Below are 11,921 nucleotides of genomic sequence, written 5' to 3'. Positions count from 1 at the left end.
CATGGACCGCAGCTTTGTTGCCAAAAACCCCTCGGTGCTGGTCTTTCTGGCCATCCTGTCCCTGTTCACCTTGGGCGTTACCGTCCTGTCCGAAGGGTTCGGGATCGGCGTGATCTCGACCAGCTTTGTCAAAACGCTGGGCAAGACCCTGTGCCTGTGCCTGATCGCTGTGGCGATGGATCTGGTCTGGGGCTTCACGGGCATCCTCTCTCTCGGTCATTTCGCCTTTTTCGGGCTGGGCGGCTACATGATCGGCATGTGGCTGATGTACGAACGCACCCGCTTGATCGTGGTCGAGTCACTGTCGCAAGCCGACATTCCGCCCACCCCGTCCGAGGTGGTGGACGCCATCGGAACGCAAATCTTCGGCGTCGTCGGATCGTCGGACTTCCCGCTGATCTGGGCCTTTTCAGACAGTCTGTTCCTGCAACTGGCACTTGTCGTATTGGTGCCGGGCCTGTTGGCGTTGATCTTCGGATGGCTGGCGTTCCGCAGCCGGGTGACGGGCGTGTACCTGTCGATCCTGACGCAAGCAATGACCTTGGCGCTGGCGTTGTACCTGTTTCAGAACGACAGCGGCTTGCGCGGCAACAACGGCCTGTCGGGCTTGCAGAACCTGCCGGGCGTCACGGCTTCGCAGGATGTGGTGTCGATCTGGTTCCTCTGGGCCTCGGCTTTGGCCTTGGGGCTGGGATACATGCTGGCGGCATGGGTGGTGTCAGGCAAGTTTGGCTCGGTCATCCGGGGCATCCGCGACAACGAGGCGCGTGTGCGGTTCCTCGGCTACTTGGTCGAAGTCTACAAGCTGGCCGTCTTCACGCTCACCGCCTGTATCGCAGCCATCGCAGGCGCGCTCTATTACCCGCAGGCGGGCATCATCAACCCCGAGGAAATGGCCCCTATTGCCTCGATCTATCTGGCCGTCTGGGTTGCCATCGGCGGGCGCGGTCGCCTGTACGGCGCGGTCATCGGCGCGGCGTTCGTCAGCCTGCTCAGCACATGGTTCACGGGCGGGCAGGCACCAGATATCCCGCTGGGGTTCTACACGATCAAATGGGTCGACTGGTGGCAGGTGCTGCTGGGCGTGTCCTTCGTGCTGGTCACGCTGTTTGCTCCGCAAGGGATCGGAGGGCTGTTCGACCTCTGGACCAACCGCCGCGCACCACAGCGCCACGGCGCGGCCCTGGGGCCTGATGAAAGCGCGTTGCGTGAAAAGGAGGCCACGGAATGAGCACTCTGCTAGAGGTCAGCGGCGTGTCGGTTACCTTCGACGGGTTCCGCGCCATCAACAACCTGTCCTTCCAGATCGGCAACGCCGAGCTGCGCGCGGTGATCGGACCGAACGGGGCGGGCAAAACCACCTTTATGGATATCGTCACCGGCAAGACCCGACCCGACGAAGGCCGCGTGATCTGGGGTGAGAAATCCGTTTCCCTGTTGCGAATGAGCGAAGCCAAGATCGCGCAAGCCGGCATCGGGCGTAAGTTCCAGAAACCCACCGTGTTCGAAGATCAAACCGTGCAGGAAAACCTGCTGATGGCGCTGAAAAACAAGCGCGGCTGGCTGGGCGTGCTGTTCTATCGGCCTTCAGCAGATGATCTGGACAAGGTCGCGGATCTAGCCTCTGAAATTGGTCTGAAGGATGAGTTGACCCGCAAATCCGGCGAACTCAGCCACGGGCAAAAACAATGGCTTGAGATCGGTATGCTTCTGGCGCAGGAACCCCGCCTTCTGCTGGTTGACGAACCCGCCGCCGGGATGACCCCGCAAGAACGCCAACACACGACCGATCTATTGGTACAGGCCGCCAAAACTCGCGCCGTTGTTGTGGTCGAGCATGACATGGAGTTCGTGCGCCGCCTCAATTGCAAGGTCACAGTCCTGCATGAAGGCTCGGTTCTGGCCGAGGGCTCACTGGATCATGTCACATCAAATCAGGACGTCATCGATGTCTATATGGGGCGCTGAGCAATGCTGAAACTGACCGATCTGACCCTGCATTACGGGCATTCGCAAATCCTCAACGGTATCTCGCTGGAGGCCGCGCGAGGAGAGGTGACCTGCGTGATGGGCACCAATGGCGTGGGGAAAACAAGCCTGATCAAGGCGATCTCGGGGACGCATCCGCGCTCGGGCGGCGATCTGATACTAAACGGTGAGGCCCTGCCACCTCTGCCAGCCCATCGCATGGCGTGGAAAGGCGTGGCCTACGTGCCGCAGGGGCGCGAGATTTTCCCGCTGTTGACTGTCCGCGAAAACCTTGAGGCCGGTTTTGTCTGCCTGCCAACAAATGAGCATTTCGTTCCGGACGAGATCTTCGATATGTTCCCGGTGCTGAAGAAAATGCAGAACCGGCGCGGGGGTGATCTGTCGGGTGGCCAGCAACAGCAACTTGCCATCGCCCGGGCGCTGATCACCAAGCCTCAACTTTTGCTGCTGGACGAACCGACCGAAGGCATTCAGCCCAACATCATCCAGCAGATCGGCGAGGTAATTCGCCACCTCCGAACCAAAAGAGAGATGGCGATCATTCTGGTAGAGCAGTATTTCGATTTCGCCTATAATCTTGCCGACAAGTTCATCGTCCTGCGGCGCGGCGCGGTCCTGATGAAAGGCACGCGGGACGAGCTGTCGCGGGAACAGGTTCTGCAAGGCGTAACGGTTTGACATTCATAAAGGAACCAGCCCGTTGAACGCCGAGAAGCTTCAGGCTTTACGGGGCGCAGTTTAGAATTCTAGCTACCTAGTGTGGACTTCAATGCAACATCGCAGCGGTGGATTCGTTACGCAGGGTTGGGTTCGAACAGTGTCAGATTCTGCATTTGCAGCGGACGACCGGAATGTGGGCTGCGACCACAGAATGCCACCAGCGCGTCGAATGTCTCTCATGGGCCGGGAATACGGGGCAGGGGCCCATGCTGCGTCTGCTCCGAGGACTGGAAGGAGCCCATGCCGGTCATTTTGATTTCATACCGCGTGCGCGCAGCGGCAAATATTCTGCACAAGCACGACATTTTATGACGCGCCGCGGCGGCGATTTCGACCATTCGTGAACTACACAGCATGTTTTAAAGGCCGTGATTTACAGAACGCGGATGGGGTGGATGGCGTCTGCACCTAACTGTCGCGCAATGCAGCAGACTGCAGATGTTTTTCAGGTTCATGGAATTAGCACTGACGGCACGGTTGTTTTTAATCGTTCGATCTCATGCAAGACGAATGCCATGATTGCACGTGCGGTTATCCGAGAACCGTTCGATCCCGTCGAACCCCGAGCTTTGTCCCGAACTTTCAAGTTCGCGTCGATGATTGGGACTAGGTTCACGGAACCCATCAAGGCCGGCGGAAATACAGCATCCGCGATCAAAGGCCGGACACAGGACTATACTGACCAGCTGTGCAATCAGAGCATTTTGTCCTTGCAAAGCAGATGTCATCCACACAGGATGAAGCGGGCTTTCGCTACATATTCCCCAATGGCTTCAACTTAGCTTATCCTTAGCACTTACAGCCTTATTTTGGATTATTGCGCACCCAAGACGCGTCATTTTTCGAGCTTGTCTGACACGCTGTGATAAACCACATGCCATTCATTGCAGCGTCAATCCCGGGGAGGAGAAGCCCATCGCTAGAACCGCTGATAAGATCGGCTGCGTCACTGTAGAGATTGGCGAACCCCTCTAGATACCCCTCGGGATGCCCAGGAGGGATGCGCGTCCAACGGTCATTTTCATCGCCTAAATGAGAGCCGCCCCGTGTGAGGATTTGTGTGGCCGCCCCAAATCTGGTGAAACTCATTTGGTTTGGGTTCTCTTGGTTCCACTCAATGCTGCCGTTATCGCCATAGATGCGCAATGTCAGGCTATTTTCGCAACCAACGGCAACTTGACTGGCCCAAATCATACCCTTAGCGCCACCCTCCAAACGTAAAAGGATGTGGGCATTGTCATCGACCTTACGGCCATCTACGAAACAATGCAGGTCTGCACACAGCGCTTCCGTACCAAGACCCGATACGAAAGAGAGAAGATTGAAGGCATGCGTGCCGATGTCGCCTATCGCTCCAGCGCCGGACATATTGGGATCGGTGCGCCAATCGGCCTGTTTGTTGCTGGTGTCTTCGGCCAGCCAATCCTGGGCATATTCGGCCTGAACCACCCGTAATTTCCCCAGATCTCCACGTGCAATCATCTCACGGGCTTGTCGCATAAGTGGGTAACCTGTGTAGTTGTGAGTCAGGATAAAATTTGCCTTTGAAGTGTCCACGGCGACTTTGATTGCCTCAGCATCGTCCTGTGTCGCGGCAAGGGGTTTGTCACAGATCACGTTAATCCCAGCATTCAAAAACGCGATCGTAGGGCCTGCATGCATGTGATTTGGCGTTACAATCGCAACCGCATCAATGCCATCTTCACGTGCGGCTTCCTGCTGGGCCATGACTTCGAAACTGTCGTAAGACCGCTCCGGCGCGATGCCCAGCTCCACCGCCGAGGCCGCCGCGCGTTCAGGGTTGGATGACAACGCTCCCGCGACCAGATCCCACTTGCCGTCGATACGCGCGGCGATGCGGTGCACACCACCGATAAATGCGCCTTGGCCGCCGCCGACCATTCCAAGTTTTAGTTTTTTCATAGTCCTAGCATCCGTTTGATTTGCGCATCGTCACGCTCTGCTCCGGCGAAATCGTCAAAGGCTTTGCCGGTCACTTCGATCAAGTGTTTTTCGATAAAGGGTGCCCCTTCGGCTGCGCCTTGTTCCGGTGACTTGATGCAGCATTCCCATTCAAGAACGGCCCAGCTGTCGTAGCCATAATGCGTGAGCTTTGAGAAAATCCCGGCAAAATCGACCTGGCCATCCCCAAGAGACCGGAAGCGCCCGGCGCGGTCGGTCCAACCCTGATAACCGGAATAGACACCCTGACGTCCGGTTGGGTTAAACTCGGCATCTTTCACGTGGAACGCATTGATGCGGTCGTGATAGATGTCGATGAAGGCCAGATAATCGAGCTGTTGCAGCAGGAAATGCGAGGGGTCGTAGTTGATCATCGCCGCGTCATGGCCGTCACATGCATCGACAAACATCTCAAACGTGGCGCCATCGAAGACATCTTCGCCGGGATGAATTTCAAAGCCGATATCCTGCCCGTGATCCTTGTAGTGGTTCAGGATCGGGGTCCAGCGGCGGCCAAGCTCGGCAAAAGCCTCCTCGATCAAACCGGCGGGGCGCTGCGGCCAGGGATAGAGATAAGGGAACGCCAGCGATCCTGTGAAACTGACCGTGTGCATGAGGCCAAGCCGTTCGGAGGCGACGGCGGCCTTCATCATCTGATCCACGGCCCATTCCTGCCGCGTCTTGGGATTACCATGCACGACCTTAGGCGCGAAGGCGTCAAAGGCTTCGTCATAGGCGGGGTTCACGGCCACCAATTGGCCCTGAAGATGGGTCGACAGTTCGGTGATCTCGACCCCCGCGTCCGCGCAAATCCCTTTAATCTCGTCGCAATAGGTCTGGCTGGTCGCTGCCTGTTCAAGGTCAAACAGGCGTGCGTCGAAGGTCGGGATCTGCACGCCCTTGTAGCCCAACACCGCGGCCCAGCGGGTGATCCCGGCCAGGGAGTCGAAGGGCGCTTCGTTGCCCGCGAATTGGGCCAGAAAAAGGGCTGGCCCCTTGATTTGAGTTGCCATCGTTTTCTCCTTGCGATGGATTGTTAGTGTTCAGGAGGAACGTGCAGCCTTTGCATCAACGGCTCATCGGGTGCGATCAGTTGCTGCATGACAGCCTTTGCGAGGAACTGGCCCGTCTTCCCGACATCCTCAGTTTCGACGAGGATGTCGTCGCGGAATGTCTTCAGCAACGGCACGGTTTCTTTCGAATACACGTCGATATCCTTGCCCAGCTTGCGCCCTAGGCCTTCGAGAACACCGATGGTCGCGATGGCCACTTTGGGGGAAGCGCAGACAACAGCATCAATATCTGGTGACTTTTCAAACCTGTTCAGCAGCCAATGCCGGATGTCGTCGGAAGAATCGTCGCTGGAGACCCTCTCGGCAATTCGATAGCTCAGATTCAGATGAGGTGCGGTTTCAATCAGGCTGCGCTTCATGTCCGTGGCATAGGCCTGATGCAGGGGTGGTAGAATTGCGTGGATGTTTCTGCGTCCACGCTCTGCAAGACGGTTTAGAGCGATGCGCATGAATGCAGCGTTGTCGTAGTCGGAATAGGCGTGATCGGCGCACCACTTCGAACGCCCGTGCGTCGCAAATGGAAACTTGCGTTCCATCAGATACGCGACGCGCTGGTCTTCTGGTTCGACCATATTGAAGATTACCGCATCGGCTGACCGCGTTTCGACGATGTACTTGATCGGCCGCAACGAATCTTCGTCTGGAAACCATGGCAACACGTTCAGGTGAAACTGTGTCCCACGCAACTCGAGTGCGATTGAACTCGTAAGGCGAGTTGCGCTGCTGATGACATCGCCCTCCGCGGGCACGACGAGGGTGACAACATTTGTTCGTCCTGTCCGGAGGCGGACCCCGGCTCGGTTTGGGACATAGCCCACCGCATCGGCGATTTTGCGTACAAGCTCTTTGGTGTCGCTGCCGATATCCGGAGCATCCCCCAATGCGCGTGAGACCGTTGCGACGGCCAAACCGCTGATTCGCGAGATTGTCTTCAGGGTCGGTCGCTCGCCTGGATGAACCAGCGCCGACAGTTCTTTTTTGCTCAATCCAGCGATTACATCTGCGCTTCGTCTCATTAGCCTACACCTCAGAACACTGCTTAGACAGGCCTGAACCTATTCAGCAATTCTTGCTTCGCCTCCGTCTGCGAAAGGTCGCACCCCAATAATAAAGCGTACAAAAAAACACTTGCAAGGAGAAACTATAACGTTATAGGAGAAAAACTATATCGTTATAGGTGGGAGGAAACCATGAACCGGACTAAAATGCTGATGTCAGCAACGGCGATTGTCGCCGCATCCAGCGCTTCTGCCGCTGAGCTTGAAGTTATGCACTGGTGGACGTCGGGCGGTGAGGCCGTAGCAGTCCAGCAGTTCGCCGATGCCTTTAATGCCACGGGCAATACTTGGGTTGACGGCGCGATCGCTGGAGGCGACGCCGCGCGCGCTGTTATGGTGAGCCGCCTGACAGGTGGCGACCCAATGGGCGCGTTCCAGTTCAACCACGGTCGTCAGGCCGAAGAGCTGATCGAAGCAGGGCTGCTGCGAGACATCACCGACATCGCCGAGGCCGAAGGTTGGCTTGACCTTGTGAACCCTCCCAGCTTGCTGGAAGCCTGCACCGTCGACGGGCGCGTCTATTGCGCCCCGGTGAACATCCACTCCTGGCAGTGGCTCTGGGTAAGCCATGGTGCTTTTGAAGACGCCGGTGTTGCGGTACCGACCAATTGGAATGAATTCGTTGCCGCTTCAGACGCTCTTGAGGCTGCCGGGAAAATCCCGATGGCCATAGGTCAGCAGGGCTGGCAGCAGGCCGGCGCATTCAATGTCTTCATGGCAAGCTTGCCGCCAAGCGACGTATTCACCAGCGTTTATGGCGACAAGAACGTCGAGATTGCCGCGGGCGAAGACGTGGCATCCGTGTTCGCCGCCGCCGCGTCCGCGCGGGATATGGCTGCTAACTCCAACGTCCAGAACTGGAACGACGCCACCAACATGCTGATCACGGGCAAGGCTGGCGGCCAGATCATGGGTGATTGGGCACAAGGTGAATTCGCGGTTGCCGGTCAGGTTGCCGGTGAAGACTATAGCTGCTTGCCTGGTCTTGGCGTAAACCCGCGTCTATCAACGGGCGGTGACGCATTCTACTTCCCCGTGCTCGACGACGCGGAGTTATCGGCGGCCCAAGCCGAACTCGCAGCCCTGCTTCTCAAGCCTGAAACTCAGGTAAGCTTTAACCTAGCGAAAGGCTCGTTGCCGGTCCGGGGTGATATCGACCTCGAAGCAGCCAATGACTGCATGCAGCAGGGTCTGGCCTTGCTTGCGGAAGGCGCACTTCTGCCGGACTTCAACATGCTGGTGACCCCTGACACCAAATCTCAGATCGACGATCTTATGGTGCAGTTCTTTGCCGATCCTTCCTACTCCCCGGAAGATGCACACGCCGATTTCGTGCGCATTATTGAACGCGCAAACTAAACCACTCTGGGGTTGGCGCGTTTTCGAACGGGCTAACCCATCCACTTTGATTGTCGGGCTTTCAGCAGGGAGATAGGCGATGACTTCGACGCGCCCAAACCAGCTGTTCCGAAACAAATCAGCAAAGATTGCAGCAATACCAATGGTGTTGACCGCACTCTTTGTCTTTGTTGGCGGAACCGTGTGGACGGTTGTTTACAGTTTTACCGATTCAGGGCTTTTGCCGCGCTTGAATTGGGTTGGCCTTGACCAGTATGAGCGTCTTTGGACAACGCGTAAATGGCTGGTTTCAATCGAGAACCTTGCCATCTATGGCTTCTGTATGCTGGTTCTGATGTTTGTGATCGGCTTCATTCTGGCTGCGCTGATTGACCAAAAGATCCGATTTGAGAATACTATTCGGACCATTATTCTTTACCCATATGCGCTCAGCTTCGTTGTCACCGGCCTGGTCTGGCAATGGATTCTGAACCCGGAATTCGGCGTGCAAAATATCGTGCGTGGTCTGGGTTGGGAAAGCTTCACCTTCGACCCGCTCTATACGGCCGATATCGCAATTTACGGCGTGCTCATTGCCGGCCTCTGGCAGGGCAGCGGGCTCGTTATGGTGCTAATGCTCGCCGGTCTTCGCGGTATCGATCAAGAGGTCTGGAAGGCGGCCCGTGTCGACGGTATCCCCGCCTGGAAAACTTATATCTTCATTGTCATCCCGATGATGCGCCCGGTCTTTATCACGACCCTTGTACTGGTGGTGACGGGCATTGTGAAACTCTATGACCTGATCGTGGCGCAAACGGGCGGGGGTCCGGGCATCGCCACCGAAGTTCCCGCCAAATACGTCTATGACATGATGTTCCAGGCCAACAATTTGGGTCAAGGCTTTGCTGCCTCGACCATGATGTTGATGACGGTCGCAATCATCGTGATCCCCTGGGCTATCCTCGAGTTTGGAGGCAAGAACCGTGGCTGATACTTCCGCTTCCGCTTTCACCGACCCACATGGGCCAAAACCGCAAAAGGCCTTCTCGCGGCGCAATATCTTTCTCTACGGCACGCTCTTTTTAGTGGCTGCCTACTACGCTCTGCCGCTCTACATCATGATCGTGACGTCGCTGAAAGGCATGCCGGAAATCCGGATGGGCAATATCTTTGCCCCGCCGATGGAGGTTACTTTTCAACCTTGGGTCAAAGCCTGGTCCGAGGCTTGTACCGGTCTGACCTGTAACGGTCTCAGTACTGGGTTCTGGAATTCGGTCCAGATCACGATCCCCTCGGTGATCCTGTCGATCATCATCGCGTCGGTGAACGGCTACGCTTTGGCCAACTGGAAGTTCAAAGGCGCGGATTTGTTCTTCACCATCCTGATCTTTGGCGCCTTCATCCCCTATCAGGTGATGCTCTATCCGATTGTGATCATGCTGCGCGAGATTGGCCTATACGGATCGTTATCGGGGTTGGTCATTGTTCACACGATCTTCGGGATGCCGATCCTGACGCTGCTGTTCCGCAACTATTTCACGTCGCTGCCTGAAGAGCTGTTCAAGGCTGCACGCGTCGACGGGGCGGGCTTCTGGGGCATCTATTTCCGCATCATGGTGCCCATGTCTCTGCCGATCTTCACGGTTGCGATGATCCTGCAAGTGACAGGCATCTGGAACGACTTCCTGTTCGGCGTCGTCTACACCGGCCCGGAAAGCTATCCGATGACTGTGTCGCTGAACAATATCGTCAACACGACTCAAGGCGTGAAGGAATACAACGTCAATATGGCCGCCACGATCCTCACCGGATTGGTGCCACTGACCATATATTTCGTCTCGGGAAGACTCTTTGTGCGCGGCATCGCCGCCGGCGCGGTGAAAGGCTGAACATCATGGAAAACTCAGTAGAAATCAAAAATCTCGACCTGCGGTTTGGATCGGTTAAAGTCCTCAAAGACCTCAATCTCGATATCGGAAAGGGCGAATTCCTGGTGCTCCTGGGCTCGTCCGGTTGCGGCAAGTCCACCCTGTTGAACTGTATTGCAGGCCTGCTGGATATCTCCGCTGGGCAGATCCACATCAACGGTCAGAACGTTACTTGGGCCGAGCCGTCCGAACGTGGCATCGGCATGGTGTTCCAGTCCTATGCGCTCTACCCGCAGATGACGGTCGAGGGGAACCTGTCCTTCGGCCTTAAGAATGCGGGCCTGCCAAAGGCTGAGATCGCCGAGCGGATCAAACGCGCCTCGGAAATCCTGCAAATCGAGCCGCTTTTGAAACGCAAACCTGCCGCCCTGTCCGGTGGTCAGCGTCAGCGTGTGGCTATCGGGCGTGCGTTGGTGCGCGACGTCGATGTATTTCTGTTTGACGAGCCGTTGTCGAACCTCGATGCGAAACTACGCGCGGATCTGAGGGTCGAAATCAAGCGCCTGCACCAAAACCTTGAAAACACCATGATCTACGTCACTCACGACCAGATCGAAGCGATGACGCTGGCCGATCGGATCGCGATCATGCGGGGCGGTCAGATCATGCAGCTGTCGTCCCCTGATGAAATCTACAGCCGCCCGGTCAACAAATATGTGGCGGGCTTCATCGGATCGCCGTCAATGAATTTCATGGATGGCCAGATCAAGGACGGTCACTTCGAAGTGGGCGAGCAGAAGATCCCGCTGTCCGGCTACGAATTCTCTTCGGAGGGTTCGATCGAAGGCCCTGCGACCTTGGGCATCCGTCCCGAACATGTGGTCACCGGAGAGCTTGTGCTGAACGCGCCCTATCAGATCGATGTGGATATCGACCTGATTGAACCAACTGGCTCAGACAAGCTGGTGGATTGTGTTGTTGCGGGCAACCATTTCCGCGTGCGCATGGAGGGGCAGGCCGATGTGAAAGTCGGTGAGAAACTGCGACTTGGTTTCGACCTGTCACAATCCTCGCTCTTTGATATTCAATCGGAATTGCGGCTCTAAGCCACTTTCCAATCTAGAAAACGGGCCGAAGCCATCCCCTCAACTTGATCTTAAAGGACAGATCATGCCGTCTATATCCTATCAGCTTTATTCCTCCCGCAATTGGGACGTTGAAGAGACCTTCAAGATGCTCGCCGAGTTGGGCGTCAAAGAGGTCGAAGGTGTTGGCCCTTACTATGAAGACCTGGCCAAGACCAAAGCCTTGCTCGAGACCCATGGCATGACCATGCCGACGGGCCATTTCGCGCCTGATCTGGTCGAAAACGAGCCCGAAAAGGCGATCGAGATTGCCAAGATCCTAGGAATCAAGACGGTGATCGTGCCATTCATTCCGCCGGCCGAACGCCCGACAACTCTGGCCGGTTGGCAGGAATTTGCCACGCGTCTGGCCAAAGCCGGCGAACCGATCACCGCCGCTGGGTTTGAGTTCGGCTGGCACAACCACGATTTCGAGTTTGTTCCTGTCGACGGGCAGATTCCGCTGGATATCATCGCCGCCGCTTCGGACGACATCATGCTTGAGCTGGATTTGGCTTGGGTCAAAGTGGCTGGGCACAACCCAGCGGAATGGCTAGCGAAATATGCCGACCGCATCACCACCGTGCACGTCAAGGACCGTGCGCCCGAAGGTGAAAATGCCGATGAGAGCGGCTGGGCCGATGTTGGTCACGGCATCATGGACTGGCCCGCGATCAAGCAGGCGATGGATGCCGCCGGGGTCGAGCGTTATGTCATCGAGCATGACAACCCCAATGACCACGTCCGCATGGCGACCCGCTCGCTGGCCACTGTTCAGGCATTTTGAGG

At 56.7% G+C, this 11,921-nt stretch carries 12 protein-coding genes; 9 read left to right on the top strand and 3 right to left on the bottom strand.

Annotated elements, in window-relative coordinates; translation table 11 throughout:
* Window position 1: 1 nt before the first annotated feature.
* From urtC to ACR3E4_RS18980, 4 genes are all read left to right on the top strand, one after another.
* The gene (gene urtC, locus ACR3E4_RS18995) at window positions 2–1,231 is read left to right on the top strand and encodes an urea ABC transporter permease subunit UrtC (protein ID WP_480530635.1); all 1,230 of its coding nucleotides are present in this window, start codon (window positions 2–4) and stop codon (window positions 1,229–1,231) included.
* Window positions 1,228–1,968: an urea ABC transporter ATP-binding protein UrtD gene (urtD, locus tag ACR3E4_RS18990; RefSeq protein ID WP_480530633.1), complete on the top strand. Its 741-nt coding sequence runs from the start codon at window positions 1,228–1,230 to the stop codon at window positions 1,966–1,968. The genes urtC and urtD overlap by 4 nt, the downstream gene beginning before the upstream one ends.
* Before the next feature lie 3 nt (window positions 1,969–1,971).
* Entirely contained in the window at window positions 1,972–2,667 is a 696-nt protein-coding gene (urtE, locus tag ACR3E4_RS18985) for an urea ABC transporter ATP-binding subunit UrtE (protein WP_480530631.1), read from the top strand.
* A 248-nt stretch (window positions 2,668–2,915) separates the two neighbouring features.
* The gene (locus tag ACR3E4_RS18980) at window positions 2,916–3,053 is read left to right on the top strand and encodes a hypothetical protein (protein WP_480530629.1); all 138 of its coding nucleotides are present in this window, start codon (window positions 2,916–2,918) and stop codon (window positions 3,051–3,053) included.
* A gap of 460 nt (window positions 3,054–3,513) precedes the next feature.
* Here the strand turns inward: ACR3E4_RS18980 and ACR3E4_RS18975 are convergent, their stop codons facing one another.
* From ACR3E4_RS18975 to ACR3E4_RS18965, 3 genes are read right to left on the bottom strand one after another with little or no spacing between them, the layout of a single operon-like run.
* Window positions 3,514–4,632, bottom strand: a complete 1,119-nt coding sequence (locus ACR3E4_RS18975; RefSeq protein ID WP_480530627.1) for a Gfo/Idh/MocA family protein — start codon at window positions 4,630–4,632, stop codon at window positions 3,514–3,516.
* Window positions 4,629–5,684 (bottom strand): sugar phosphate isomerase/epimerase family protein, encoded by a 1,056-nt coding sequence (locus ACR3E4_RS18970; protein WP_480530625.1) that lies wholly within the window; start codon window positions 5,682–5,684, stop codon window positions 4,629–4,631. The genes ACR3E4_RS18975 and ACR3E4_RS18970 overlap by 4 nt, the downstream gene beginning before the upstream one ends.
* A gap of 23 nt (window positions 5,685–5,707) precedes the next feature.
* A complete protein-coding gene (locus tag ACR3E4_RS18965; protein WP_480530623.1) occupies window positions 5,708–6,760 on the bottom strand; it encodes a LacI family transcriptional regulator in 1,053 nt (350 codons plus the stop codon).
* A 174-nt stretch (window positions 6,761–6,934) separates the two neighbouring features.
* Here ACR3E4_RS18965 and ACR3E4_RS18960 point away from each other — a divergent pair, with 174 nt between their 5' ends.
* The 5 genes from ACR3E4_RS18960 (at window position 6,935) to ACR3E4_RS18940 (ending at window position 11,919) form a co-directional block, all read left to right on the top strand.
* Window positions 6,935–8,161 (top strand): ABC transporter substrate-binding protein, encoded by a 1,227-nt coding sequence (locus ACR3E4_RS18960; RefSeq protein WP_480530621.1) that lies wholly within the window; start codon window positions 6,935–6,937, stop codon window positions 8,159–8,161.
* Window positions 8,162–8,240: 79 nt separating this feature from the next.
* Entirely contained in the window at window positions 8,241–9,131 is an 891-nt protein-coding gene (locus ACR3E4_RS18955; protein WP_480530619.1) for a carbohydrate ABC transporter permease, read from the top strand.
* Window positions 9,124–10,029 carry a carbohydrate ABC transporter permease gene (locus ACR3E4_RS18950; protein WP_480530617.1) on the top strand — a complete coding sequence of 302 codons (906 nt, stop codon included), beginning with the start codon at window positions 9,124–9,126 and terminating at the stop codon, window positions 10,027–10,029. The genes ACR3E4_RS18955 and ACR3E4_RS18950 overlap by 8 nt, the downstream gene beginning before the upstream one ends.
* 5 nt (window positions 10,030–10,034) lie before the next feature.
* Window positions 10,035–11,114 carry an ABC transporter ATP-binding protein gene (locus ACR3E4_RS18945; protein WP_480530615.1) on the top strand — a complete coding sequence of 360 codons (1,080 nt, stop codon included), beginning with the start codon at window positions 10,035–10,037 and terminating at the stop codon, window positions 11,112–11,114.
* Window positions 11,115–11,178: 64 nt separating this feature from the next.
* The gene (locus ACR3E4_RS18940) at window positions 11,179–11,919 is read left to right on the top strand and encodes a sugar phosphate isomerase/epimerase family protein (protein ID WP_480530613.1); all 741 of its coding nucleotides are present in this window, start codon (window positions 11,179–11,181) and stop codon (window positions 11,917–11,919) included.
* Window positions 11,920–11,921 lie beyond the last annotated feature (2 nt).

It is taken from the genome of Ruegeria sp. AP11 (genome assembly GCF_056535865.1).
This window is presented reverse-complemented; position numbering and strand designations above follow the sequence as displayed.

Coding starts and splice junctions, on each gene's coding strand:
- urtC (WP_480530635.1), top strand. CDS start 2: ATGGACCGCAGCTTTGTTGCCAAAAACCCCTCGGTGCTGGTCTTTCTG.
- ACR3E4_RS18965 (WP_480530623.1), bottom strand. CDS start 6,760: ATGAGACGAAGCGCAGATGTAATCGCTGGATTGAGCAAAAAAGAACTG.
- ACR3E4_RS18970 (WP_480530625.1), bottom strand. CDS start 5,684: ATGGCAACTCAAATCAAGGGGCCAGCCCTTTTTCTGGCCCAATTCGCG.
- ACR3E4_RS18940 (WP_480530613.1), top strand. CDS start 11,179: ATGCCGTCTATATCCTATCAGCTTTATTCCTCCCGCAATTGGGACGTT.
- ACR3E4_RS18975 (WP_480530627.1), bottom strand. CDS start 4,632: ATGAAAAAACTAAAACTTGGAATGGTCGGCGGCGGCCAAGGCGCATTT.
- ACR3E4_RS18945 (WP_480530615.1), top strand. CDS start 10,035: ATGGAAAACTCAGTAGAAATCAAAAATCTCGACCTGCGGTTTGGATCG.
- urtD (WP_480530633.1), top strand. CDS start 1,228: ATGAGCACTCTGCTAGAGGTCAGCGGCGTGTCGGTTACCTTCGACGGG.
- ACR3E4_RS18955 (WP_480530619.1), top strand. CDS start 8,241: ATGACTTCGACGCGCCCAAACCAGCTGTTCCGAAACAAATCAGCAAAG.
- urtE (WP_480530631.1), top strand. CDS start 1,972: ATGCTGAAACTGACCGATCTGACCCTGCATTACGGGCATTCGCAAATC.
- ACR3E4_RS18980 (WP_480530629.1), top strand. CDS start 2,916: ATGCTGCGTCTGCTCCGAGGACTGGAAGGAGCCCATGCCGGTCATTTT.
- ACR3E4_RS18960 (WP_480530621.1), top strand. CDS start 6,935: ATGAACCGGACTAAAATGCTGATGTCAGCAACGGCGATTGTCGCCGCA.